Annotated in this window: 17 protein-coding genes; 3 read left to right on the top strand and 14 right to left on the bottom strand. The window is 61.2% G+C overall.

Annotated elements, in window-relative coordinates; translation table 11 throughout:
* The first annotated feature begins 25 nt into the window (after positions 1-25).
* Positions 26-421: a hypothetical protein gene (locus tag N2A98_RS02180; RefSeq protein WP_275622966.1), complete on the top strand. Its 396-nt coding sequence runs from the start codon at positions 26-28 to the stop codon at positions 419-421.
* 304 nt (positions 422-725) lie between these two features.
* Here N2A98_RS02180 and N2A98_RS02175 read toward each other — a convergent pair whose 3' ends face one another.
* A complete protein-coding gene (locus N2A98_RS02175) occupies positions 726-1619 on the bottom strand; it encodes a LysR family transcriptional regulator (protein WP_275622965.1) in 894 nt (297 codons plus the stop codon).
* A gap of 124 nt (positions 1620-1743) precedes the next feature.
* Here N2A98_RS02175 and N2A98_RS02170 point away from each other — a divergent pair, with 124 nt between their 5' ends.
* Positions 1744-3018, top strand: coding sequence for an MFS transporter (locus N2A98_RS02170; protein WP_275622964.1), 1275 nt, complete (start codon positions 1744-1746; stop codon positions 3016-3018).
* Between the two features lie 155 nt (positions 3019-3173).
* On the opposite strand, the gene hemE is transcribed toward N2A98_RS02170, so the two are convergent.
* The 10 genes from hemE to pilM form a co-directional block, all read right to left on the bottom strand.
* A complete protein-coding gene (gene hemE / locus N2A98_RS02165) occupies positions 3174-4241 on the bottom strand; it encodes a uroporphyrinogen decarboxylase (protein WP_032893941.1) in 1068 nt (355 codons plus the stop codon).
* Positions 4242-4485: 244 nt separating this feature from the next.
* Positions 4486-5904 carry an FAD-dependent oxidoreductase gene (locus tag N2A98_RS02160; RefSeq protein WP_003187920.1) on the bottom strand — a complete coding sequence of 473 codons (1419 nt, stop codon included), beginning with the start codon at positions 5902-5904 and terminating at the stop codon, positions 4486-4488.
* Between the two features lie 32 nt (positions 5905-5936).
* Positions 5937-10382 (bottom strand): glutamate synthase large subunit, encoded by a 4446-nt coding sequence (gene gltB / locus N2A98_RS02155; RefSeq protein WP_057709583.1) that lies wholly within the window; start codon positions 10380-10382, stop codon positions 5937-5939.
* A 352-nt stretch (positions 10383-10734) separates the two neighbouring features.
* Positions 10735-12312: an AAA family ATPase gene (locus N2A98_RS02150; RefSeq protein WP_078802354.1), complete on the bottom strand. Its 1578-nt coding sequence runs from the start codon at positions 12310-12312 to the stop codon at positions 10735-10737.
* Between the two features lie 9 nt (positions 12313-12321).
* Positions 12322-13422, bottom strand: a complete 1101-nt coding sequence (gene aroB, locus N2A98_RS02145; protein ID WP_078802353.1) for a 3-dehydroquinate synthase — start codon at positions 13420-13422, stop codon at positions 12322-12324.
* A gap of 126 nt (positions 13423-13548) precedes the next feature.
* Positions 13549-14067, bottom strand: a complete 519-nt coding sequence (aroK, locus tag N2A98_RS02140; protein ID WP_003187914.1) for a shikimate kinase AroK — start codon at positions 14065-14067, stop codon at positions 13549-13551.
* Positions 14068-14071: 4 nt separating this feature from the next.
* Complete coding sequence (locus N2A98_RS02135) at positions 14072-15397, bottom strand: type IV pilus secretin PilQ family protein (RefSeq protein ID WP_078466522.1); 1326 nt, start codon at positions 15395-15397, stop codon at positions 14072-14074.
* A gap of 69 nt (positions 15398-15466) precedes the next feature.
* A complete protein-coding gene (locus N2A98_RS02130) occupies positions 15467-16438 on the bottom strand; it encodes a pilus assembly protein PilP (RefSeq protein WP_275622963.1) in 972 nt (323 codons plus the stop codon).
* Positions 16435-16986, bottom strand: coding sequence for a PilN domain-containing protein (locus tag N2A98_RS02125; protein WP_044270725.1), 552 nt, complete (start codon positions 16984-16986; stop codon positions 16435-16437). Before N2A98_RS02125 ends, N2A98_RS02130 begins: the two co-directional genes overlap by 4 nt.
* Positions 16983-17639 carry a type IV pilus assembly protein PilM gene (gene pilM, locus N2A98_RS02120; protein WP_044270723.1) on the bottom strand — a complete coding sequence of 219 codons (657 nt, stop codon included), beginning with the start codon at positions 17637-17639 and terminating at the stop codon, positions 16983-16985. Before pilM ends, N2A98_RS02125 begins: the two co-directional genes overlap by 4 nt.
* Before the next feature lie 230 nt (positions 17640-17869).
* On the opposite strand from pilM, the gene N2A98_RS02115 reads away from it, so the two are divergent.
* A complete protein-coding gene (locus N2A98_RS02115; protein WP_044270721.1) occupies positions 17870-20335 on the top strand; it encodes a penicillin-binding protein 1A in 2466 nt (821 codons plus the stop codon).
* Positions 20336-20545: 210 nt separating this feature from the next.
* Here the strand turns inward: N2A98_RS02115 and N2A98_RS02110 are convergent, their stop codons facing one another.
* From N2A98_RS02110 to rpmE, 3 genes are all read right to left on the bottom strand, one after another.
* Positions 20546-21814 (bottom strand): malic enzyme-like NAD(P)-binding protein, encoded by a 1269-nt coding sequence (locus N2A98_RS02110; protein ID WP_047712395.1) that lies wholly within the window; start codon positions 21812-21814, stop codon positions 20546-20548.
* Positions 21815-21996: 182 nt separating this feature from the next.
* Positions 21997-22803, bottom strand: coding sequence for a thermonuclease family protein (locus tag N2A98_RS02105; RefSeq protein WP_069556711.1), 807 nt, complete (start codon positions 22801-22803; stop codon positions 21997-21999).
* Positions 22804-22817: 14 nt separating this feature from the next.
* A complete protein-coding gene (gene rpmE / locus N2A98_RS02100) occupies positions 22818-23048 on the bottom strand; it encodes a 50S ribosomal protein L31 (protein ID WP_003187904.1) in 231 nt (76 codons plus the stop codon).
* Positions 23049-23468 lie beyond the last annotated feature (420 nt).

The following is a 23468-nucleotide window of genomic DNA, read 5'->3' as shown; positions in this document are numbered from 1 at the left end:
TTTTTAATCGACTGGAGAAAACGGAATGTCTTCCCTGCTACGCGCTACCCTGATCACCCTGGCCCTGCTGACCACGGCTGGCTGCACCAGCAAACCGGTGCTCAACACCCAGCACGAGTTGCCGGCCACGAGCCAGGTCAGCGAGGAAAAAATGAAACAGGTGATCGTCGCCGCCCTGCAAAAACGCGAGTGGACGGTACAACGCCTGAGCCCGCAACGGGTGCAGGCCGAGATCACCGTACGCGGCCAGTTCTACGCCGCCATCGACATCCGCTACACCCGCAACAGCTACGCCATCACCTACCGCGACAGCCGCGACCTGGGCTACAAGGACGGCAAGATCCATCGCAACTACAACCGTTGGGTGAGCATGCTGGATCGGGATATTTTGGCGGGGTTGCGCTCGGCCGGAATGCAGTAAGGCCAGAAACGACAAAGGGCGCCTTTCGGCGCCCTCTTCACAAACAGGTTGGCTTGTCATCGCCGCTTCCTGCCTGGCTCTGCGATGGCTGGTTACCCAGGATCCTCAGAGTCTCACAAGCCCCTTTCGGGAACTCGCGCAGTATGCCTGAAGCAACCGCACTCGGAAAAGACCGCCGATCAAATGTGGGAGCTGTCGAGCTTTAGCGAGGCTGCGATGCAGGCGCTGCGGTCTTTCAGATACAACGCGGTGATCCTTTCGCAGCCTCGCTAAAGCTCGACAGCTCCCACATCACTCTGCTTCGTTACGTAGATGCCCTACGGGTCAACAACTCCACAAACCCCTTCGCCATCGGTGTTTGCGCGCCCTTGCGTTGCACCAGCCACACTGCCGTCACTGCCTGCGGGTCGAGCAGGGTGCGATAGACCACACCATCGATGCGGATGCGCTGGTAGGACGCCGGCAGCACCGATACGCCCAACCCCGCCGCCACCAGCCCAATGATGGTCATTGCTTCCCCTGCCTCTTGGGCAAAGTGCGGGCTGAACCCGGCATCGCGGGCCAGGTTGAGCAATTGCGCGTACAGGCCGCTGCCGTAACTGCGCGGGAAGAACACAAAAGGCTCCTCGGCCAATTGCTCCAGGTGCAAGCCGCGCTCGCTGCCTTGGGCCAAAGGATGGCCGGCGCTCAGTACCGCGACTAATGGCTCGCGCATCAACTCGATCACGTTCAGTGAGTCGGGTAAGGGCAAAGGCCGCATCAGCCCCACCTGAATCGACTCATCCACCAGCGACTCGGCCACTTGGGTGCTGCTCATTTCTTGCAAGTTCAGATGCACCGCCGGGAATGCCTGGCGGAAGGCAAAGATCGCCTGGGGAATGCTGGCGTTGAACGGCGCAGACGAGGTGAAGCCGATCTTCAACTCACCCAGTTCCCCCAACTGCGCACGCCGCGCCACATCTGCCGCCTTGTCGACCTGGGCCAGCACCAGCCGTGCCTCTTGCAAGAACAAGCGCCCGGCCTCGCTCAGCTCGACCCGACGATTGGTACGCTCAAATAACCGCGCCCCCACCTCTTGCTCCAGTGCCTGGATCTGCTGGCTCAAGGGCGGCTGCGAGATGCCCAACACCTGCGCGGCGCGGCCAAAGTGCAGTTCTTCAGCGACGGCGATGAAGTACCGCAGGTGACGTAATTCCATGCACACCTCATTAGGTCGTAAAACCTATCAAACAGGTCGAACAATATATTGGAAAGAATCATTAGTCAGCTATATTCTTTTTTGCATTGTCAGTCCTGGCAGACTTTCCTCCCCGAGGTCCCCCGTGAATCCTGCTGTTGCTCCACTTGCCCAACACACCCCGCCCTCAGCCCTCGATGAGGTGGTGGCGCAGCTCAACGACGCGTACATCGAAAAGGGCACGCCGATGTTCATGCGCACGGTGCTGGCGCTGTTCTCCGGCGGCTTCGCCACGTTTGCCTTGCTGTATTGCGTGCAGCCGATGATGCCGGCGCTGTCCCACGAGTTCTCTATCAATGCCGCGCAAAGCAGCCTGATTCTTTCCGTTGCGACGGCAATGCTCGCCTGCGGCCTGCTGATCACCGGGCCGATCTCCGACAGGCTGGGGCGCAAGCCGGTGATGGTTGCCGCGTTGTTCTGTGCGGCGCTGGCCACCATCGCCAGCGGCTTGATGCCGAGCTGGGAGGGCATCCTGCTGATGCGCGCGCTGGTGGGCCTGTCCTTGAGCGGCCTGGCCGCCGTGGCCATGACCTACCTGAGCGAAGAGATCCACCCGCAGCACATCGGCCTGGCCATGGGCTTGTACATCGGCGGCAACGCGATTGGCGGCATGAGCGGGCGCCTGATCATCGGCGTGTTGATCGATTTTGTCAGCTGGCACACCGCAATGCTGATCATCGGCGCTCTGGCGTTGATCGCAGCGACGGTGTTCTGGAAGATCCTCCCCGAATCGCGCAACTTCCGCGCCAGCAGCCTCAAGCCGCGCAACCTGGTGGATGGCTTTGTCATGCACTTCAAGGACGCCGGCCTGCCATGGCTGTTTCTCGAAGCCTTCCTGCTGATGGGCGCCTTCGTGACGATGTTCAACTACATCGGCTATCGCCTGCTGGCCTCACCCTATGAGCTGAGCCAGGCGGTGGTGGGCCTGTTGTCAGTGGTGTACCTGTCGGGCATCTACAGCTCGGCCAAGATCGGCTCCCTGGCCGACCGCCTCGGTCGCCGTCGGGTGCTGTGGGCCACCATCGTGCTGATGCTCGCCGGCATGGCCCTGACGCTGTTCACCCCGCTGTGGTTGGTGGTGCCAGGCATGCTGGTGTTCACCTTCGGCTTCTTCGGCGCCCACTCGGTCGCCAGTAGTTGGATCGGCCGCCGCGCAGTGAAAGCCAAGGGGCAGGCGTCGTCGCTGTACCTATTCTGCTACTACGTGGGGTCGAGCATTGCCGGGACGGCGGGTGGGTTCTTCTGGCACTTTGCCGGGTGGAACGGGATTGGCGGGTTTATCGTCGCGCTGCTGATTGGCGCGTTGCTGGTGGCGTTGAAGCTGGCGAAGTTGCCGCCACTGGGAAATATGCAGACCTGACGCGATTGGCTTTATGTGGGAGCGGGCTTGCTCGCGAATGCGGTGGTCTAGTGACGAATTTGTCGACTGACACTGCGCATTCGCGAGCAAGCCCGCTCCCACATTTGTTTTGTGTTTACCCATGAAAAAGCCCGGCTTCAAGCCGGGCTTTTTCGTCATTCGTGATACTGCGCCGACAGTTCGTGCACTGCGCGCAAGAACGCACCCGCATGCTCCGGGTTCACTTCCGGGGTGATGCCATGGCCGAGGTTGAACACATGGCCGGTGCCTTTGCCGTAGCTGGCCAGGATGCGACCTACTTCGGTACGGATCGCTTCTGGCTTGGCGTACAGCACGGTCGGGTCCATGTTGCCTTGCAGGGCCACCTGGTTGCCGACGCGACGGCGCGCTTCGCCGAGGTCACAGGTCCAGTCCAGGCCCAGTGCATCGGCGCCCGCGTCGGCGATGCTTTCCAGCCACAGGCCGCCGCCCTTGGTGAACATGATCACCGGCACCTTGCGGCCTTCGTGTTCACGGATCAGGCCGCTGACGATCTTGCGCATGTAGGCCAGGGAGAATTCCTGGTACGCCGCCGCCGACAGGTTGCCGCCCCAGGTGTCGAAAATCTGTACCGCTTGGGCGCCCGCCATGATCTGGCCGTTGAGGTAGGAGGTGACCGACTGCGCCAGCTTGTCCAGCAACAGGTGCATGGCTTGCGGGTTGTCGTAGAGCATGGCCTTGGTCTTGCGGAAGTCTTTCGACGAGCCGCCTTCGACCATGTAGGTGGCCAGGGTCCATGGGCTGCCAGAAAAGCCGATCAGCGGCACACGGCCGTTAAGCTCGCGGCGGATGGTGCTGACAGCGTCCATCACGTAGCCCAGGTCTTTGTGTGGATCAGGGATCGGCAGGGCTTCGATATCGGCCAGGGTGCTGACGACTTTCTTGAAGCGCGGGCCTTCGCCGGTTTCGAAGTACAGGCCTTGGCCCATGGCGTCGGGGATGGTGAGGATATCGGAGAAGAGGATGGCCGCGTCCAGTTGTGGGTAGCGGTCCAGCGGCTGCATCGTGACTTCGCAGGCGAACTCCGGGTTCATGCACAGGCTCATGAAATCGCCCGCATTGGCGCGACTGGCGCGGTATTCCGGCAGGTAGCGACCCGCTTGACGCATCATCCACACCGGGGTGACGTCTACGGGTTGCTTGAGCAGGGCACGAAGGAAACGGTCGTTCTTGAGGGCAGTCATGTCGGCATCCGCAAAAAAAGTGCGGGCATTTTCTCAGAGCGCGACGCAAAAGGCACGGAATGCACCGTGCCTTTTGTCTATCGGGTCAATTTGTCGCGGACATGAACAGAACGCGAAACAAATGTGGGAGCGGGCTTGCTCGCGAAATCGGTGGCCCAGTCGAAACATCTGGTGACTGATATACCGCATTCGCGAGCAAGCCCGCTCCCACATTTTTGATCCCCATTTCAACTGGGGATCGGGATCAGACTTGCAGGTAGTCCAGGATGCCTTCGGCGGCGTTACGGCCTTCGAAGATCGCAGTGACCACCAGGTCAGACCCGCGCACCATGTCGCCACCGGCGAAGATCTTCGGGTTGCTGGTCTGGTGCTTGTACTGGCCTTGTTCCGGGGCTACAACGCGGCCCTGGCTGTCGGTCTGGATCTCGAACTGCTCGAACCACGGTGCCGGGCTTGGGCGGAAACCGAAGGCGATGACCACGGCGTCGGCCGGGATGATCTCTTCGGAACCCGGGATCGGCTCGGGGCTGCGACGCCCACGGGCATCCGGTTCGCCGAGACGGGTCTCGACCACCTTCACACCTTCCACACGGTCTTCACCGACAATAGCGATCGGCTGGCGGTTGTAGAGGAATTTCACGCCTTCTTCCTTGGCGTTCTTCACCTCTTTGCGCGAGCCGGGCATGTTGGCTTCGTCACGGCGATAAGCACAGGTCACTGACTTGGCGCCCTGGCGGATCGAGGTGCGGTTGCAGTCCATCGCGGTGTCACCACCGCCCAGCACCACGACCTTTTTGCCCTTCATGTCGACGAAATCTTCCGGCGACTTTTCAAAGCCCAGGTTGCGGTTGACGTTGGCGATCAGGAAGTCGAGCGCGTCATACACGCCCGGCAAGTCCTCACCGGCAAAGCCGCCCTTCATGTAGGTGTAGGTGCCCATGCCCATGAACACCGCATCGTATTCAGCGAGCAGTTGCTCCATGGTGATGTCTTTGCCGATTTCGGTATTGAGGCGGAACTCGATACCCATGCCGGTGAACACTTCACGACGGTGGCTCAGTACGGTTTTTTCCAGCTTGAACTCAGGAATACCGAAGGTCAGCAAGCCACCGATTTCCGGGTTCTTGTCGAACACCACCGGGGTCACGCCGCCACGCACCAGCACGTCGGCACACCCAAGGCCCGCCGGGCCCGCGCCGATGATCGCGACGCGCTTGCCGGTCGGCTTGACCTTGGACATGTCCGGGCGCCAGCCCATGGCGAACGCGGTATCGGTGATGTACTTCTCCACCGAGCCGATGGTTACCGCGCCGAAGCCGTCGTTGAGGGTACAGGCCCCTTCACACAAACGGTCTTGCGGGCACACCCGGCCGCAGACTTCCGGCAGGGTGTTGGTCTGGTGCGACAGCTCGGCGGCGGCGAGGATGTTGCCTTCGGCCACCAGTTTGAGCCAGTTGGGAATGAAGTTGTGCACCGGGCACTTCCATTCGCAATACGGGTTACCGCAACCCAGGCAGCGGTGGGCTTGGTCGGCCGAGTGCTGGGGTTTGAAGGGTTCGTAGATTTCCACGAACTCTTTCTTGCGTTGACGCAACAGTTTCTTCTTCGGATCTTTGCGCCCGACATCGATGAACTGGAAGTCGTTATTCAGACGTTCAGCCATGTTAAAACCTCATCAAACTGTTCAGGCGCATATCACTGCGGGTTGGCACGGATGCTGGAAAGCAACGATTTCAGGTTGGCAGCCTTGGGCTTGACCAGCCAGAAACGACGCAGGTAATCATCGAGGTTTTCAGCGAGGTTACGACCCCATTCGCTGCCGGTTTCCTCGACGTACTCGTCCAGCACGTGCTGCAAGTGGTTCCGGTAGGATTCCATGGCTTCGCCGCTGATACGCTGGATCTCGACCAACTCGTGGTTGACCTTGTCGACGAAGGTGTTGTCCTGGTCGAGCACGTAGGCGAAACCGCCGGTCATGCCCGAACCGAAGTTGTAACCGGTCTTGCCCAGTACCGCGACAAAGCCTCCGGTCATGTACTCGCAGCAGTGATCGCCAGTGCCTTCCACCACGGTGTGGGCACCGGAGTTACGCACAGCGAAACGCTCGCCAGCAGTACCTGCGGCAAACAGCTTGCCACCGGTGGCGCCGTACAGGCAGGTGTTGCCGATGATGGCACTGTCCTGGGTCTTGTACACGCTGCCAGCCGGCGGAACGATGACCAGTTTGCCGCCAGTCATGCCCTTGCCCACGTAGTCGTTGGCGTCGCCTTCCAGGTACATGTGCAGGCCGCCGGCGTTCCACACGCCGAAGCTCTGGCCCGCAGTGCCCTTGAAGCGGAAGGTGATCGGCGCTTTCGCCATGCCCTGGTTGCCGTGCTTGCGCGCGATTTCGCCGGAGATGCGTGCGCCGATGGAACGGTCGCAGTTGCAGATATCCAGGGCAAATTCGCCACCGCTGGCGTCGTTGATCGAGGAGCCGGCCATTTCGACCATTTTCTCGGCCAGCAGGCCTTTGTCGAACGGCGGGTTGCGGTCCACCTGGCAGAATTGTGGCTTGTCTGCCGGGATGTGATCGCTGCCCAACAGCGGTGTCAGGTCCAAATGTTGTTGCTTGGCGGTCTGACCTTCGAGGATGTCCAACAGGTCGGTACGACCGATCAGCTCTTCCAGCGAACGCACACCCAATTTGGCCAGCCACTCACGGGTTTCTTCGGCGACGTAGGTGAAGAAATTCACCACCATGTCGACGGTGCCGATGTAGTGATCCTTGCGCAGTTTTTCGTTCTGAGTCGCCACGCCGGTGGCGCAGTTGTTCAGGTGGCAAATGCGCAGGTATTTGCAGCCCAGGGCGATCATCGGCGCGGTGCCGAAACCGAAGCTCTCGGCGCCGAGGATTGCGGCCTTGATCACGTCGAGGCCGGTTTTCAGGCCACCGTCGGTCTGTACCCGCACCTTGCCGCGCAGGTCGTTACCGCGCAGGGTCTGGTGGGTTTCGGCCAGGCCGAGCTCCCAGGGTGCGCCAGCGTACTTGATCGAGGTCAGCGGCGAAGCGCCGGTGCCACCGTCGTAGCCGGAGATGGTGATCAGGTCGGCATAGGCCTTGGCCACACCGGCTGCGATGGTGCCGACGCCGGCTTCTGCCACCAGCTTCACCGAGACCAGGGCCTGCGGGTTGACTTGTTTGAGGTCGAAGATCAGCTGCGACAAGTCTTCAATCGAGTAGATGTCGTGGTGCGGCGGTGGCGAAATCAGGGTCACGCCCGGTACGGCGTAACGCAGCTTGGCGATCAGGCCGTTGACTTTGCCGCCTGGCAGTTGCCCGCCCTCACCCGGCTTGGCGCCTTGGGCCACCTTGATCTGCAGCACTTCGGCGTTGACCAGGTACTCCGGAGTCACACCGAAACGGCCGGTGGCCACCTGCTTGATCTTCGAGCTTTTGAGCGTGCCGTAGCGCGCCGGGTCTTCGCCGCCTTCGCCGGAGTTGGAACGCGCACCCAGGCGGTTCATGGCTTCGGCCAGGGCCTCGTGAGCTTCCGGCGACAAGGCGCCCAGGGAAATACCGGCGGAGTCAAAGCGCTTGAGGATCGACTCCAGCGGCTCGACCTGGCTGATGTCCATCGGCGTGTCGAGGGTCTTCACCTTGAACAGGTCGCGGATCATCGACACCGGGCGGTTATCCACCAGGCTCGTGTATTCCTTGAACTTGGCGTAGTCGCCCTGTTGCACAGCGGCTTGCAGGGTGTTGACCACGTCCGGGTTGTAGGCGTGGTATTCGCCACCGTGCACGAACTTGAGCAGGCCACCTTGCTGGATCGGCTTGCGCGCGCTCCACGCTTCGGCCGCCAGGGCTTTCTGCTCGGCTTCGATGTCGACGAAACGCGCACCCTTGATGCGGCTCGGTACGCCACGGAAACTCAGCTCGCAGACTTCTTCGGACAAGCCGATGGCTTCGAACAACTGCGCGCCACGGTACGAGGTGACGGTGGAGATGCCCATCTTCGACAGGATCTTCAGCAGGCCCTTGGTGATGCCCTTGCGGTAGTTCTTGAACACCTCGTAGAGGTCGCCCAGCACTTCACCGGTACGGATCAGGTCACCCAGCACTTCGTACGCGAGGAACGGGTACACCGCCGAGGCGCCGAAACCGATCAGCACCGCAAAGTGATGCGGGTCGCGGGCGGTGGCGGTTTCCACGAGGATGTTGGAGTCGCAACGCAGGCCTTTTTCGGTCAAGCGGTGGTGCACCGCACCGGTCGCCAGGGACGCGTGGATCGGCAACTTGCCAGGCGCAATGTGGCGGTCGGTCAGTACGATCTGGGTACGACCGGCACGCACGGCCTCTTCAGCCTGGTCAGCAACGTTACGCACCGCGGCTTCAAGGCCCAGGCTCTCGTCGTAGTTCAGGTCGATGATCTGGCGGTCGAAGCCTGGACGCTCCAGGGTCATCAGCGAACGCCATTTGGCCGGGGAAATGACCGGCGAGCTGAGGATCACGCGCGAGGCATGCTCAGGCGATTCCTGGAAGATGTTGCGCTCGGCGCCGAGGCACACTTCCAGGGACATCACGATGGCTTCACGCAGCGGGTCGATCGGTGGGTTGGTCACCTGGGCGAACTGCTGGCGGAAATAGTCGTACGGCGTGCGCACGCGCTGGGACAGCACGGCCATTGGCGTGTCGTCTCCCATGGAGCCGACGGCCTCGTAGCCTTGCTCACCAAGCGGGCGCAGCACCTGGTCGCGCTCTTCGAACGTGACCTGGTACATCTTCATGTATTGCTTGAGCTGGTCGACGTCGTAGAAAGCCGAACCGTGGTCGTTGTCTTCCATGGTCGCCTGGATGCGCAGGGCGTTCTTGCGCAGCCATTGCTTGTACGGGTGACGCGACTTCAAACGGTTGTCGATGGCGTCGGTGTCGAGGATCTGCCCGGTTTCGGTGTCCACGGCCAGGATCTGGCCAGGGCCCACACGGCCTTTGGCGATCACGTCTTCCGGCTTGTAGTCCCACACGCCGATTTCCGAGGCGAGGGTGATGAAACCGTTGGTGGTGGTCACCCAACGCGCCGGGCGCAGGCCGTTACGGTCGAGCAGGCACACCGCGTAGCGGCCGTCGGTCATGACCACGCCGGCCGGGCCGTCCCACGGCTCCATGTGCATCGAGTTGTACTCGTAGAACGCACGCAGGTCCGGGTCCATGGTCTCGACGTTCTGCCACGCAGGCGGAATGATCATGCGCACGCCACGGAACAGGTCGATGCCGCCGGTGACCATCAGTTCGAGCATGTTGTCCATGCTGGAAGAGTCGGAACCCACACGGTTGACCAGCGGGCCGAGCTCTTCGAGGTCCATCAAATCGTTGGCGAACTTGGTGCGCCGGGCCTGGGCCCAGTTGCGGTTGCCGGTAATGGTGTTGATCTCGCCGTTGTGGGCGAGGAAGCGGAATGGCTGGGCCAGCGGCCATTTCGGCAGGGTGTTGGTGGAGAAGCGCTGGTGGAACACGCAGATCGCGGTTTGCAAGCGCTCATCGCTCAGGTCTGGATAGAAGGCGGTGAGGTCCGCCGGCATCATCAGGCCTTTATAAATGATGGTCTTGTGGGAAAAGCTGCAGATGTAGTGGTCGGTGTCGGCGGCGTTGAGCACCGACGAACGACGACGGGACGTGAACAGCTTGATCGCCATGTCCTGGTCGCTCAGGCCATCGCCTGCGATGAACACTTGTTCAATCTGCGGCAGGCGCTCCAGGGCCAGGCGGCCGAGTACGCTGGTGTCGATGGGCACTTTGCGCCAGCCGACAATCTGCAGGCCGGCGGCGGCGATCTCGCGGTTCATGTTCTCGCGAGCGGCTTCGGCTTTTACCGGGTCCTGGTTGAAAAACACCATACCCACGGCGTACTGCTTGGGCAGTTCGACCGCAAATTGCTCTTTAGCGACAGCGCGCAGGAACTGGTCGGGCTTTTGAATCAGCAAGCCACAGCCGTCACCGGTCTTGCCGTCGGCGTTGATCCCACCGCGGTGGGTCATGCAGGTCAGGGCCTCGATGGCCGTTTGCAAAAGGGTATGACTGGGTTCGCCCTGCATGTGGGCTATCAGGCCGAAACCGCAGTTATCCTTGAATTCATCGGGTTGGTACAGACCTGCTTTCATAGACACTTTCTCACCAGGCTGCCTCTTATATCGAGGCAAATTTCTTTTCAATTCAACCGGTTACCTTCCACGCCGAACGTACGCCGGCTTAGCGGGGGCAAAAGGGAGGTCATTGTACACACCGACACAGACGCTCACAAATTTAGCGACGAAATGTCGCAAATCTATGTCGCATTTATGAAAGGTTTAAAGCGATATGCTGTGCTAGTCAAAACTTTTTTAATTCTGACCGCTACGACTCAAAAGCCACTGTGACGCAGACACCACAAAGCGCGCGGTCCCGGGAGACTGCACGCACTTGCGGATTTTTTTGAGGTGCCGGGAGGGCGGCCTGGGTAAGGCCGCCGGATCTTCAGCGAGTTGCTGCCAGTTCTTGTTGAACGCTGGCAACAGTGCGAGGCCAAGGTTTACCAGCCTGAACCTTCGCTGGCAAGGCTTTGATGGCAGAATCGGCTGCGGCGCGGCTTGGGAAGCTGCCGTAGGTGATCACGTAGAGAGGCTTGCCGTTGAGCACTTTCTTGAAATAACGGTACTGGCCGCCCTGCTCTTTGACGAACGCCTGGGCGTTGGCTTCGGAGCTGGTGCCGAGGATCTGTACCACAAAGTTGCCGGTAGGCTGGCTGCTGTACCAGCTGCTGCCGGCAGCGCCGGCCTTGGCGACGGTGGCGGCTGGTTTTTCCGCAGGCTTGGCGGCTGGCGCTGGTTTGGCGGCCGGCGCCGGTGCAACAGGCTTGGTCACCGGAGCAGGCTTGGCGGTAGCAACGGTCGGCGCCGGCGTCGGAGCAGGCTTGGCGACCGGTGCAACCGGCGTCGCTGGCACACCAGCCGGTACGCCCGCAGGCGGTGCGGTGGTGGTCACGGTCGGCGGCGTAGCGCTGGAGCCTTCCACCGGCACACCGTCGTCGCCTTCGGAGATGCCACCGGCTTCTTCGGCCAGAGGGCCACGCATCACAGGTTGGCCGACCATCGGCAGGTTGGTCGGTTGGCCGGAGTTGGCAAATTCGACGTTTGGCGTGGGCTTGCCCAGTGGCAACTGCGCCTGTTCGGTTGGCGCGCCGGTGGTTGTCGGTGCTTTGTTGCGGCCCGGGATCAACCAGGCGGCGGCAACAGCGACCACGACAACGGCGGAAATAGCCAATACGTGCTTCTTAGGCATAGTGAACCCCATCTTTGGACGCTTGACCGCAGAGCGGCTGGCAATCATGGCTTCGATCATGGCATCGCGGGCAACCTGGTTGATGTTTCCAGGCCAGCCATCGGAGCTTTCGTGAATATCAGAGATCTGCGCAGCGGTGAAAAGTTCGATACCCGCCCCGGCGCCTTCAAGGCGTTGTGCCAGGTATTCGCGGGTTTCTTCCTCTTCGTACGGCTGCAACTCGATGACGTGAAACAGCTCCTGCTCACCACTGATCTGCTCCAGATCGGCGATCAACGACGACTCACCGAACAGGAACACATGCGGGCGACCTTCCGGCGTACCCGCCGCCAGCGCCAGCAGCGCTTCGAGGGCGGACTCGTCGAGCTGCTCGGCGTCGTCTACCAGCAGGTAGACTTCCTGGCCGGTGAGGCCCAGCTGCACCACCTGCTTGAGAATCGCGTTCGGCTCGGCATTGGAGACGTCCAACGCCTGCGCCACCTGGTGCAGTACGCCGGCCGCATCACCGGCACCGCGGGCTGATACCACCACGCTCTGCACCGATTGCTTGTTGGTGCTGGCCACCAGCGCCTGGCGCAGCAAGGTCTTGCCGCTGCCCAGAGGGCCGGTGACCACCAGCAGCAGCTGGCTGTAGCGCGCGAGGTGATGCAACTGCCCAAGCACCGGCTTGCGCTGGGCGGGGAAGAATTTGAAACCCGGCACCCGTGGAGCGAAGGGGTCGTGGCTCAAGTGGTAATGGCCGAGGAACGCCTCGTCGGCATGCAAACTAGTCATCGGGTCTTATTAACCTTTGAGCTGGGCCAGGGCGCGGTAATCCGCTCCCAGCGTGGCCTGTAGAATCTCTTTTGGATAATCGTCGGTCACCACGGCTTCGCCGATGTGGCGCAGCAGTACCAGTCGAAGTCGACCGTCGATCACTTTCTTGTCTATCGCCATATGTTCAAGGAAATCCGCCTCGGTCATCTCCGCAGGCGGAACAACCGGCAAACCGGCGCGCTGGAACAGGCGGATACCGCGATCACGCTCTTGGGCGCTGATCCAGCCCAGGCGCTGCGACATGTCCAATGCCATCACCGTGCCAGCCGCTACGGCTTCCCCATGCAACCACACACCATAGCCCATGTGCGTTTCGATCGCATGGCCGAAGGTGTGGCCCAGGTTCAGCGTGGCCCGCACGCCGGACTCGCGCTCGTCGGCGTTGACCACCAGCGCCTTGGCCGCGCAGGAGCGGGAAATCGCTTCGGTGAGCGCCACCTGGTCGAGGCCGCGCAAGGCGTCCATGTGCTCTTCCAGCCAGGTCAGGAACGGCTCATCGCAGATCAGCCCGTACTTGATGACTTCCGCCAGGCCCGCCGACAACTCGCGCGGCGGCAAGGTGTTGAGGGTAGCGGTGTCGATCAGCACAGCTTGGGGCTGATAGAACGCGCCGACCATGTTCTTGCCCAGCGGGTGGTTGATACCGGTCTTGCCGCCCACCGACGAGTCGACCTGGGACAGCAAGGTGGTCGGCACCTGGATAAAGTCCACGCCGCGCTGGTAGCAGGCCGCAGCAAAACCGGCCATATCGCCAATCACACCGCCGCCCAGGGCGACCACGGTGGTTCGACGGTCATGGCGCGCGGTCAGCAGGCCATCAAAGATCAGTTGCAGGGTTTCCCAGTTTTTGTGGACTTCGCCGTCAGGCAACACCACGGAGATCACCGAGTACGCCGCCAGGCTACGGCTCAAACGCTCAAGATACAGCGGCGCGACCGTTTCGTTGGAGATGATCGCCACCTGCCGGCCGGCAATATGCGGCGCAAGCAGTTCGGGCTGGTCCAACAGACCTGCGCCAATGTGGATCGGGTAGCTGCGCTCGCCTAGATCGACCTTAAGTGTCTGCATGTGTCCCCGCGTTGAAGATGGAGTGACGACCGGCACTGTCGATATCTCGACACCGCCTGGTGGCTCTACGCCATACCTTACAAGGTGATGGCGCGCCGCCGAGAATAGCGCATTTCGGGCCAGGCTTTAACGGGGTGGCAACCGTTGCAGGCGCTCAAGGATGTCGAGTACGACCATCCGAGGTGGCCGCTCATCGGTTTCTACCACCAGATCGGCGATTTCCCGATACAGCGGGTCGCGCAGCGCCAGCAGGTCCCGCAGGGTTTTGGCCGGGTCGGCGGTGCGCAGCAACGGGCGATTGCGATCACGGGCGGTACGGCCCACCTGCTGTTCGACCGATGCGTGCAAATACACCACGCGACCACCAGCATGCAGCGCCCGACGGTTTTCATCGCGCATGACGGCGCCACCGCCAGTCGCCAATACCACGCCATCGCAGCCGCACAGCTCGGCAATCATCGCCTGCTCGCGGTCACGAAAGCCCAGCTCGCCTTCTTTATCGAAGATCCATGGGATATTGGCACCCGTGCGCAATTCAATTTCCTTGTCGGAATCTTTGAACGGCAGGCGCAGCTCTTTGGCCAGCAAACGGCCGATGGTGCTTTTTCCAGCCCCCATCGGCCCTACAAGAATCAAATTTCGCACAGAATCAACGACTCACAGCAATCGCCTGGTTATTCATGATACGCGGAGTCAGGAATACCAGCAGCTCGGATTTTTTCTCCGCCAGCACATCGCGCCGGAAAAGGCGGCCAAGATACGGCACATCGCCCAAAAATGGCACTTTATCTACCACTTTGCTTTGGGTATTGGAGAAAACCCCGCCAATGACGATGGTCTCGCCATCCCTGACCAGAACCTTGGCGTTGACCTCGTTTTTCTTGATCGGCGGCACGTCATTGAGGCGGTTCAGGTAGTCGGGCTCATCCTTGGTGACCTTGACCGCCATGATCACATGGTCGTCGGGGGTGATTTGCGGCGTCACCTCCAGCGACAGCGAAGCCTCTTTGAACGACACCGAGGTGGCGCCCTGGGAGGTGGATTCCTGGTAAGGAATCTCGGTGCCTTTGAGGATGCGTGCAGTCTCTTTGTCGGAGGTGACGACCTTGGGTTGCGAGACGATTTCACCGTTGCCGGTTTTTTCCATGGCGGTCAGCTCAAGGTCCAGCAACAGGTTGTCGGTGATGTAGGCGATCCCCAGGCCCGAGGTTCCGGCCAGCGACCCCAAGTCGACAAAGGGTGAACTGGGCAGGTTTTGCGGCGGCTCGGCGCCGTCTGCCTGCGGCTTGGCAATACCACCAACACCGCCGCCGCCACGGGTGAGCCGCCCGCCCCAGCGCACACCCAGGCTTTTGTCGTAGTCGACATTGGCCTCCACAATCCGCGCTTCGATCATGACCTGGCGTACCGGGATATCCAACTGCGCCACGATGCGCCGCAGTTCTTCGAGCCGCTCGCCAGTCTGGTAGGCGATGATGTTGTTGGTGCGGTCATCCACCGCCACCGAACCGCGCTCATCGGTGGCGCCCTCAAAGCCGGTCACCGACTGAAACAGCTTGGCCAGGTCGGCGGCCTTGGCGTAATTGACCTGCAGCAGCTCCCGCCGCAAGGGCGCGAGCTCAGCCATCTGCTTGCGCGACTCCAGCATCAACAGCTCGCGAGCGGCCAACTCATCGGCGGGCGCCACCAGCAACACGCCCGCCTTGACCCGCTTGTCCAAGCCCTTGGTTTGCAGCACCAGGTCCAGCGCCTGGTCCCAGGGCACATCCTTGAGCCGCAGAGTGATCGAGCCCTGCACCTCATCACTGGTCACCAGGTTGAGCCCGGCGACATCGGCGATTTGCTGCAATACCGCGCGCAGGTCGATGTCCTGGAAGTTCAGAGTCAGTTTGGCGCCTGTATAGCTGACCGACGAGGCCCCGTCGGGCGGCGGCAGTTGGATCAGGTCCAGGCGATTGGGCACAGCAGCAGCCATCGGTGCCGTGAACGCTATCCATAGCGCCACACCGAAGGACGAGAAGGTCCTTTTCATTGTTTGATTCCGTTATGAGTTGACGTTCAGCACAAGGGTTCGCGGGCGTTGCAACCAAGCGCCCTGTCCATCGGGAAACAGCTCCACCAGCTCGACAGCCGCATCTTGGATGGCCGTGACCTGGCCATGATCCGGCCCCAGGTAATCACCCACCGCCAGTCGATACACCCTGGCCCCAGCGCGTAGCAAGGCGAAAGCCTGCATACCCCTGGACAGCGTGCCGACCATTTCGAACTGTTCCAGGCGCATACCCTCCAACAGCCCCCGTGGCCGGGTGAAATCCGGTGCAAGAGCGGGCCGGCCAGGCACATGGGCTGCCTGCAGGGCAGGCGGCTTGAACGGGTCGCGCAGGGACGAGGGTTCGTAGATAAATAGCGGCCCGGGGTCGAGTACCTGACGGGCCTTGCCGTTTTGCAGGGGGCTACGATAGGTCTTGGCGAGCATGTCCAGACGCAGCAAGGCGCCCTGATGCCCAAGCGTAACGTCCTGCACGGTGACCACCCGAGGCAACCCACCCAAGGCACTGACAAACGTCGCCAGGTCGTGGTAAGCCCCGGAGGCGCTTATCTGCATGGGTTGTTCGATATAAAGCTGGCGAGGTATTTCATCCAGCACACTGATGCCTTCGACCCACACCCCATGGGCAGCCGCCAGCCGGACGAGGTCTTCCAGCACGGCAGGCACCTCGGACTCGCCGGGCAATTGCCCGAGAAGGCTGGCAACCTTGTCTTCCATACTCCGCACCTGCTGGGTGCGCAGCTCAAGGCTGGCGGCCAAGCCGGTCTTTTCTGTGAGTTGCTGCTGCAGCGCCTGCTCCCGTGCCTCAAGCCCGTGCAATCGCTCCCGCTGCGGCCCCCCATGCGAAACCTCGCCTATCGCCAGCACCAGGCCGGCCAGCGCACAGCCAAGCAGCACCTTGCCCGGCAGGGACCATTTAGCAGCGTTGTCAGAGAGCGTGGAAAAATCGAGCCTGGGCAGGCTCATGGTTGCGCCTCGCTGGATTCCCCCTGGCGCACCATCAGCTGGAATTCACTTTCGCCGCGCGCTCCTTCGGCCTGCACGCGCTGCAGACGGGTCGAACTGGAGCCCTGGGCTGGCTTGAGCTGCTGCATCAAACGGGCGATATCCTGGTTGCTTTCAGCTGTGCCGCGGATGCTGATGGTGTCGCCGTTCGCAACCACCTCATGCAGATGGACACCTTCAGGCACCGAGCGAGCCAATTGCTCGAACAATCGGGCCCCGGAAGAGCGGGCATCGTGCAGGTCCTGCACCACCTTCATGCGTTCGGCCAGTTGCTGGCTTCGCTCCTGCAGATCGTCGATGGTCTTGATGCGCGAGTCCTGGGTGGCGATGTGCTCTTCCAGGCGGCTGTTGCGGCTTACCTGCCGGTCTATCGCCTGGTCGATCACTTGATCAGCCAACCACAGTGCCGCGAGCGCCACGCAGGCAAAGGCCAGCAATAGCACCAACAGGTATTTGCGCCTGCGCTGCGCCAGGGCCTGGCGCCAAGGCAAAAGATTGATTCGTGTCATCCAGCGAAACTCCTCAGGGCCAGCCCGCAAGCCACTCCCATCCCTTGGGCATCCAAGGCCCATTGTGCACCATCGACTCTATGACCCGGCGTGAAGCTGGCAAAATCCTGAAGGCTAGCGCGCTGCAATGCAAACCCTTCTACATCGACCACTCGCGGCACCAGCCCCGCCATGGCCAAAACCGCCTCGCGCGCTTCGACCTGCTCGCGCAGGCACGCCGCCAGCATCACCTCTACCCACTGCGGGCCTTGAACCGATGGCCCTTGAACCTGAAAGTCGATGGCCACTTCATCCAATGGATAAGGGATGAACTGGTCGGCCTCCATCTGGATCTTCCAGGCCATTTCCTCGTCGCTGAGGCCGGCGTCCATGTCAATCAGCCGGGTAATCACCGACGGGCCTGCAACCGCCACGGCGGCGTAGCGGGCAGAGGACCCCAGGCGCGACAGTGCCTGTTGCAGCACGAGGCCCACACACTCCAGGTCCAGCAGGGTGCCGTCGACCACCGCGTGGGGTGGCAGCACTTGCGTGACATAGCCCTGGACGCTGAAACCGCCGGATGAACGGCCCAGTTCGATCAGCTTGATACCGCTGTCATTGATATCGACCCCCAACACCGTGTCGACTTTTCGCCTGAAAAATCCCTTTCCCATAAAACTCCCCAAAACTTTCCCTGTCATACCGGCTGTCATCTCGCCTGATTGCTGCCAGGCACCTTGCATTCGGTCGGCTTGTTCAAGGCTCGCGAATGACGCCCCAAGCCGAAAAATGCTTTAATGCCCAGCGTTTTTTCCCGCTTTTTATCTGCTGCCCGGGTCGATCCATCGTTTGCCATGCATGCCCCGACGCGTAACTCTTTCTTTTCTCTGGAAATCCAAAAGCCTTGATTCGTCTGCTGAAGTTTTTCGGGTACTCCATTGTCGCCATCGTCTGCGGGCTGCTGCTCGTATTCAGCGGGGCCTACCTCTACCTTAGTCCGGGTTTGCCCTCCGTAGAGGCCCTCAGAAGTATCCAGTTGCAGATTCCTTTGCGGGTCTACAGCAGCGATGAAAAACTGATCGCGGAGTTCGGCGAAATGCGCCGCACACCGATCCGTTTTGCCGACATTCCGCCCAATTTCATCAGCGCTTTGCTGTCTGCCGAAGACGATAATTTCGCCAACCACTACGGCGTAGACCCCAGCAGCCTGGTGCGTGCAGCCACGCAATTGGTAAAAAGCGGACACATTCAATCCGGCGGCAGCACCATCACCATGCAGGTGGCGAAGAACTTCTTCCTTACCAGCGAGCGCAGCTTTTCCCGCAAGGCCACTGAAATCCTGCTGGCGCTGCAGATCGAACGCCAGCTGACCAAGGATGAAATCCTCGAGCTGTACGTCAACAAGATCTACCTGGGCAACCGCGCCTACGGCATCGAGGCCGCGTCCCAGGTTTACTACGGCAAGTCGATTCGTGACGCCAGCCTGGCGCAGATGGCCATGATTGCCGGCCTGCCCAAGGCACCGTCGCGCTTCAACCCGCTGGCCAACCCGGCGCGCAGCAAAGAACGCCGCGACTGGATCCTGGGCCGCATGTACAAGCTGGGCAAGATCGACCAGGCCGCTTATGAAAGCGCCGTAGCCGAGCCGCTGAACGCCAGCTATCACGTGCCGACGCCGGAAGTGAATGCACCCTATATCGCCGAAATGGCCCGCGCCGAGATGGTGGGTCGTTATGGCAGCGAGGCCTACACCGAAGGTTTCCGCGTTACCACGACGGTGCCGAGCGACTTGCAGGAAATCGCCAACCATTCGGTACATGAAGGCCTGATCACTTATGACCAGCGTCACGGCTACCGCGGCCCCGAGTCGCGCCTGCCAGGCAAGACCCTGAGTGCCTGGACCACCGAATTGGGCAAACAGCGTTCGATCAGCGGCCTGGACCCGGCCATCGTTACCCAGGTATCGAAAGACGGTATCCAAGTGCTGACCCGCTCTGGGGAAGCCCATGTAGCCTGGGACAGCATGAAGTGGGCACGCCCGTTCCTGAACACCAACAGCATGGGCCCGATGCCCAAGCAGCCCTCCGACGTGGCCCAGGTGGGTGATTTGATCCGCGTGCAACGCCAGAAGGATGACAGCCTCAAATTCAGCCAGGTGCCGCTCGCCCAGGGCGCCCTGGTGTCTCTGGACCCGCAGAACGGTGCGATCCGCGCACTGGTCGGCGGCTTTGCCTTCGAGCAGAGCAACTACAACCGCGCCACCCAGGCCAAGCGTCAGCCGGGCTCCAGCTTCAAGCCGTTCGTCTACAGTGCCGCGCTGGACAACGGCTACACCGCCGCCAGCCTGGTGAACGACGCGCCCATCGTGTTTGTCGACGAATACCTGGACAAGGTCTGGCGCCCGAAGAACGACACCAACACGTTCCTCGGCCCGATACGCATCCGCGAGGCGCTGTACAAGTCGCGCAACCTGGTGTCGATCCGCCTGTTGCAGGCGATGGGCGTAGGCAAGACCATCGACTACATGACGCGCTTTGGCTTTGCCAAGTCGGACCTGCCACCGAACCTGTCCCTGGCCCTAGGGACCGCGACCCTCACGCCGATGGAAATCGCCACCGGCTGGAGCACCTTTGCCAACGGCGGCTACAAGATCGCGCCGTACCTGATCGACAAGATCGAAAGCCGAAATGGCGATACCCTGTTCACCGCCAACCCGCCACGGGTACCCGGCGACGTGGTCAATGGCGTGGCCGCTACCGACGGGCTGGCGGCACCGAGCAACGGCGGTATCACCATCGAGCCGACGCCAGGTACGCCAGCGGCCGCAAACGCCGGCGCACCCGCCGAACCGCAAGCGCCAGCAGTTGCCGAGCGCATCGTGGATGGCCGTACCACCTATATCCTCAACAGCATCCTGCAAGACGTGATCAAGAAGGGCACCGGCCGCCGCGCACTGGCCCTGGGCCGTGCGGATATCGCCGGCAAGACCGGTACCACCAACGAATCCAAGGACGCCTGGTTCTCCGGTTACAACGGCGACTACGTGACCACCGTGTGGACCGGCTATGACCAACCGGAAAGCCTGGGCCGCCGCGAATTCGGTGGCACCGTCGCCCTGCCGATCTGGATGAGCTACATGGGCGCAGCCTTGAAGGACAAGCCGCTGCACACCCAGCCGGAACCGGAAGGCATCCTTAGCCTGCGCATCGATCCCATCAGTGGCCGCGCGGCTTCGCCAAGCACGCCGAATGCGTACTTCGAGCTGTTCAAGAGTGAAGACACGCCGCCGTCGGTCAACGAACTGGGCAACGGTGTAGTGCCAGGTAGCCCGCTGCCGGCGGATGAAGGCGCGCCGATCGATTTGTTCTAACGGGTTCTGCAGCCTGGCATAGACCTAATGTGGGAGCGGGCTTGCTCGCGAATGCGGTGTATCAGCTACTGGATTTATTGAATGACACTCCGCATTCGCGAGCAAGCCCGCTCCCACACTTGGATCCGCACAAGACTCGCGTGAATCGCAAGCCACAAAAAAGCCCCGACTCATTCGAGCCGGGGCTTTTTGTTGGTGCGCTACAACAGCTTAGCCGTTGAACACATCATCCACGCTTTGCAGCGGGTAGTTCTTCGGATACGGCAGGGTGGCCACACCGGTCTCGATAGCGGCCTTGGCCACGGCATCGGAGATCAGGGTGATCAGGCGCTTGTCCATTGGTTTTGGAATGATGTACTCACGACCGAATTCCAGCTTGGCGCCACCGTAGGCGTCGCACACGTCCTGAGGTACCGGCAGCTTGGCCAGTTCACGCAGGGCGTTGGCAGCGGCCACTTTCATCTCTTCGTTGATGCGCTTGGCGCGAACGTCCAGGGCACCACGGAAGATGAACGGGAAGCCCAATACGTTGTTGACCTGGTTCGGGTAGTCCGAACGGCCGGTGGCCATGATCACGTCGCTGCGGGTGGCGTGGGCCAGCTCAGGCGCGATTTCCGGGTCCGGGTTGGAGCAGGCGAACACGATAGGGTTCGGCGCCATGGACTTGAGGCCTTCAGCGCTCAGCAGGTTCGGGCCGGACAGGCCAACGAACACGTCGGCACCGTCGAGGGCGTCAGCCAGGGTGCGCTTGGAGGACGGGTGGGCAAACATCGCCTTGTACTGGTTCAGGTCGGTACGCTCGGACTGGATCACGCCCTTGCTGTCGACCATGTAGATGTTTTCCAGCTTGGCGCCCATGCTGATGATCAGCTTCATGCAGGAAATGGCCGCGGCACCGGCGCCCAGGCAGACGATTTTCGCCTCGCTCAGGGTTTTGCCAGCAATTTCCAGGGCGTTGATCATGCCGGCTGCGGTAACGATCGCGGTGCCGTGCTGGTCATCGTGGAATACCGGAATGTCGCACTGCTCGATCAGGGCCTTTTCGATCTCGAAGCACTCAGGTGCCTTGATGTCTTCCAGGTTGATGCCACCGAACGTGATGGAAATGCGCTTGACGGTGTCGATGAACGCCTGCGGGCTTTCGGAGTCGACTTCGATGTCGAACACGTCGATGCCGGCAAAGCGCTTGAACAGCACGCCCTTACCTTCCATGACTGGCTTGGAAGCCAATGGGCCGAGGTTACCCAGGCCCAGAATCGCGGTGCCATCGGAAATCACTGCAACCAGGTTGCCTTTGCCGGTGTACTTGTACGCCAGCTCTTTGTCACGGGCGATTTCACGTACGGGTTCGGCAACACCAGGGCTGTAGGCCAGCGACAGGTCGCGGGCAGTGGCAGTGGCTTTGGTGAGCTCTACACTCAGCTTTCCTGGACGAGGATTGGCATGGTATTCGAGAGCGGCAGTTTTCAAATCAGACATATCGGCATTCCGCTTTTACTGTTGGTCGACGGACCGCCGAGGATACGCGTGTCGTAAAGTCCCTACAAGACTGGGCAGTCACAGGTGTCAAGGGCCCTGGGCTACGACTTTTGGCCAAGAGCCACGGGATACAAGGGCTCAACTGTTCACAATCGAAATAAAAAATGTCTACAATTTTTTATTCAAAGCGTCGATTTCAGCATGCCGGGGTCGGTTATTGGCAACAACCAGCGTGCTTGGCCTTTTTTCAGGCTGCCACGGCGGGCGCGATCCTGCACCCAGCCACGCGCCTCCAGGGTGCGGCCTTGCAAACCATTGAGCATGGCCGTATCGAATTGGCTGATCAATTCGGGCGCAATGCGTAATACCAGTGAACCCTGCAGTTCAATCCAGATTCCGCCGCGATTGCGCTCAACCTTGCTGACCCGACCAGCCACCAGGGCAAACCCGGAGCGCTTGAGATTGGCCACGCTTTGCACCGGCGATTGGCGCCACAAACCGAGCCGTGCCTGGCGGGCGCTGTTTTCGGCTGCCTGCTGGCAGGCAACCAGGTCCACATTCGGCGCCACACCCACCTGGTACCCCAGGCCCTCGGCCAGCAGTTGCGCCTCCAGGTTCTCGCCATTGGCGCCGTAGAGGTGAGCCAGGGTGCGCCCGTAATGGTCTTTGGCTTCACGCCCCGGCACCAGGCCGAGACGCCCATCACTGGCCTTGACCAACGCCTGCAGGCGCTGGCGCGCGGCGACGGCAAATGGCTCGTCAGGGCGACCCTTCTTGCCGGTTTCCGGCGCGTTGAGGCCGATCATGCGTACGCTGCGACCATCCTTGAGCCGCACCGTGTCGCCATCCACCACACGCTGCACCTCGACCCGGGCGATGGCCGCCGGGGCCGGGCAGAATGCTTGGGCCTGAGCGGTCGCCAGCCAAATCCCAGGCACAAAAAAGGCGCCCACAAGGGACGCCTTTTTCAACAGCGGGTAAAAGCCCATAAGGCTCTTGAACCTTACTCTGCTGGAGTAGCAGGCTTCTTGCCGAAAGCACCAAAGCGATCTGCGAAGCGCTGTACGCGGCCGCCGGTGTCCAGAGTTTTCTGCTTACCGGTGTAGAACGGGTGGCACTCGTTGCATACGTCAGTACCCAGTGGCTTGCACAGGTTCGAACGCGTTTCGAACTTGTTGCCGCAGCTGCAGGTAACTACGATGGTTTCGTACGCTGGATGGATATCGGCTTTCATGGCACTTCCTCAGGCTAGCGTGCCGCCACTCGACACTATTGTCGAATACCGCACGTAATTAGGCCGCGGATTCTACCAGACCTTTTTAATCGCGCAAGCGACGGCAATGGCCAAAAAACACCTTTCATCAGAAAATCCTGGCACTGCGCCATCAATGTGGGAGCCGGGCTTGCTCCAATGCCAGTCAGTCAAGGGCTTTTTGTAGGAGCGAGCTTGCTCGCGAAAACCTCACAGGCGCCGCGTTGATTCAGGAAGCACGCGTTATCGTTGACGTTTTTCGCGAGCAAGCCCGCTCCTACGGTAGGCGATTGGGGCAAGCCAGCTCCCACAAGATCCGGTTCCAGTACTGAAGACGGGACACCCCCGGTCTGCTAGGCTCGCGCCCCTGCGCCACCGCTTGCCTTAATAGATGAGACTCCT

This window comes from Pseudomonas sp. FJ2-5-13 (assembly GCF_029201605.1).
Lineage (GTDB): Bacteria > Pseudomonadota > Gammaproteobacteria > Pseudomonadales > Pseudomonadaceae > Aquipseudomonas > Aquipseudomonas lactis.
This window is presented reverse-complemented; position numbering and strand designations above follow the sequence as displayed.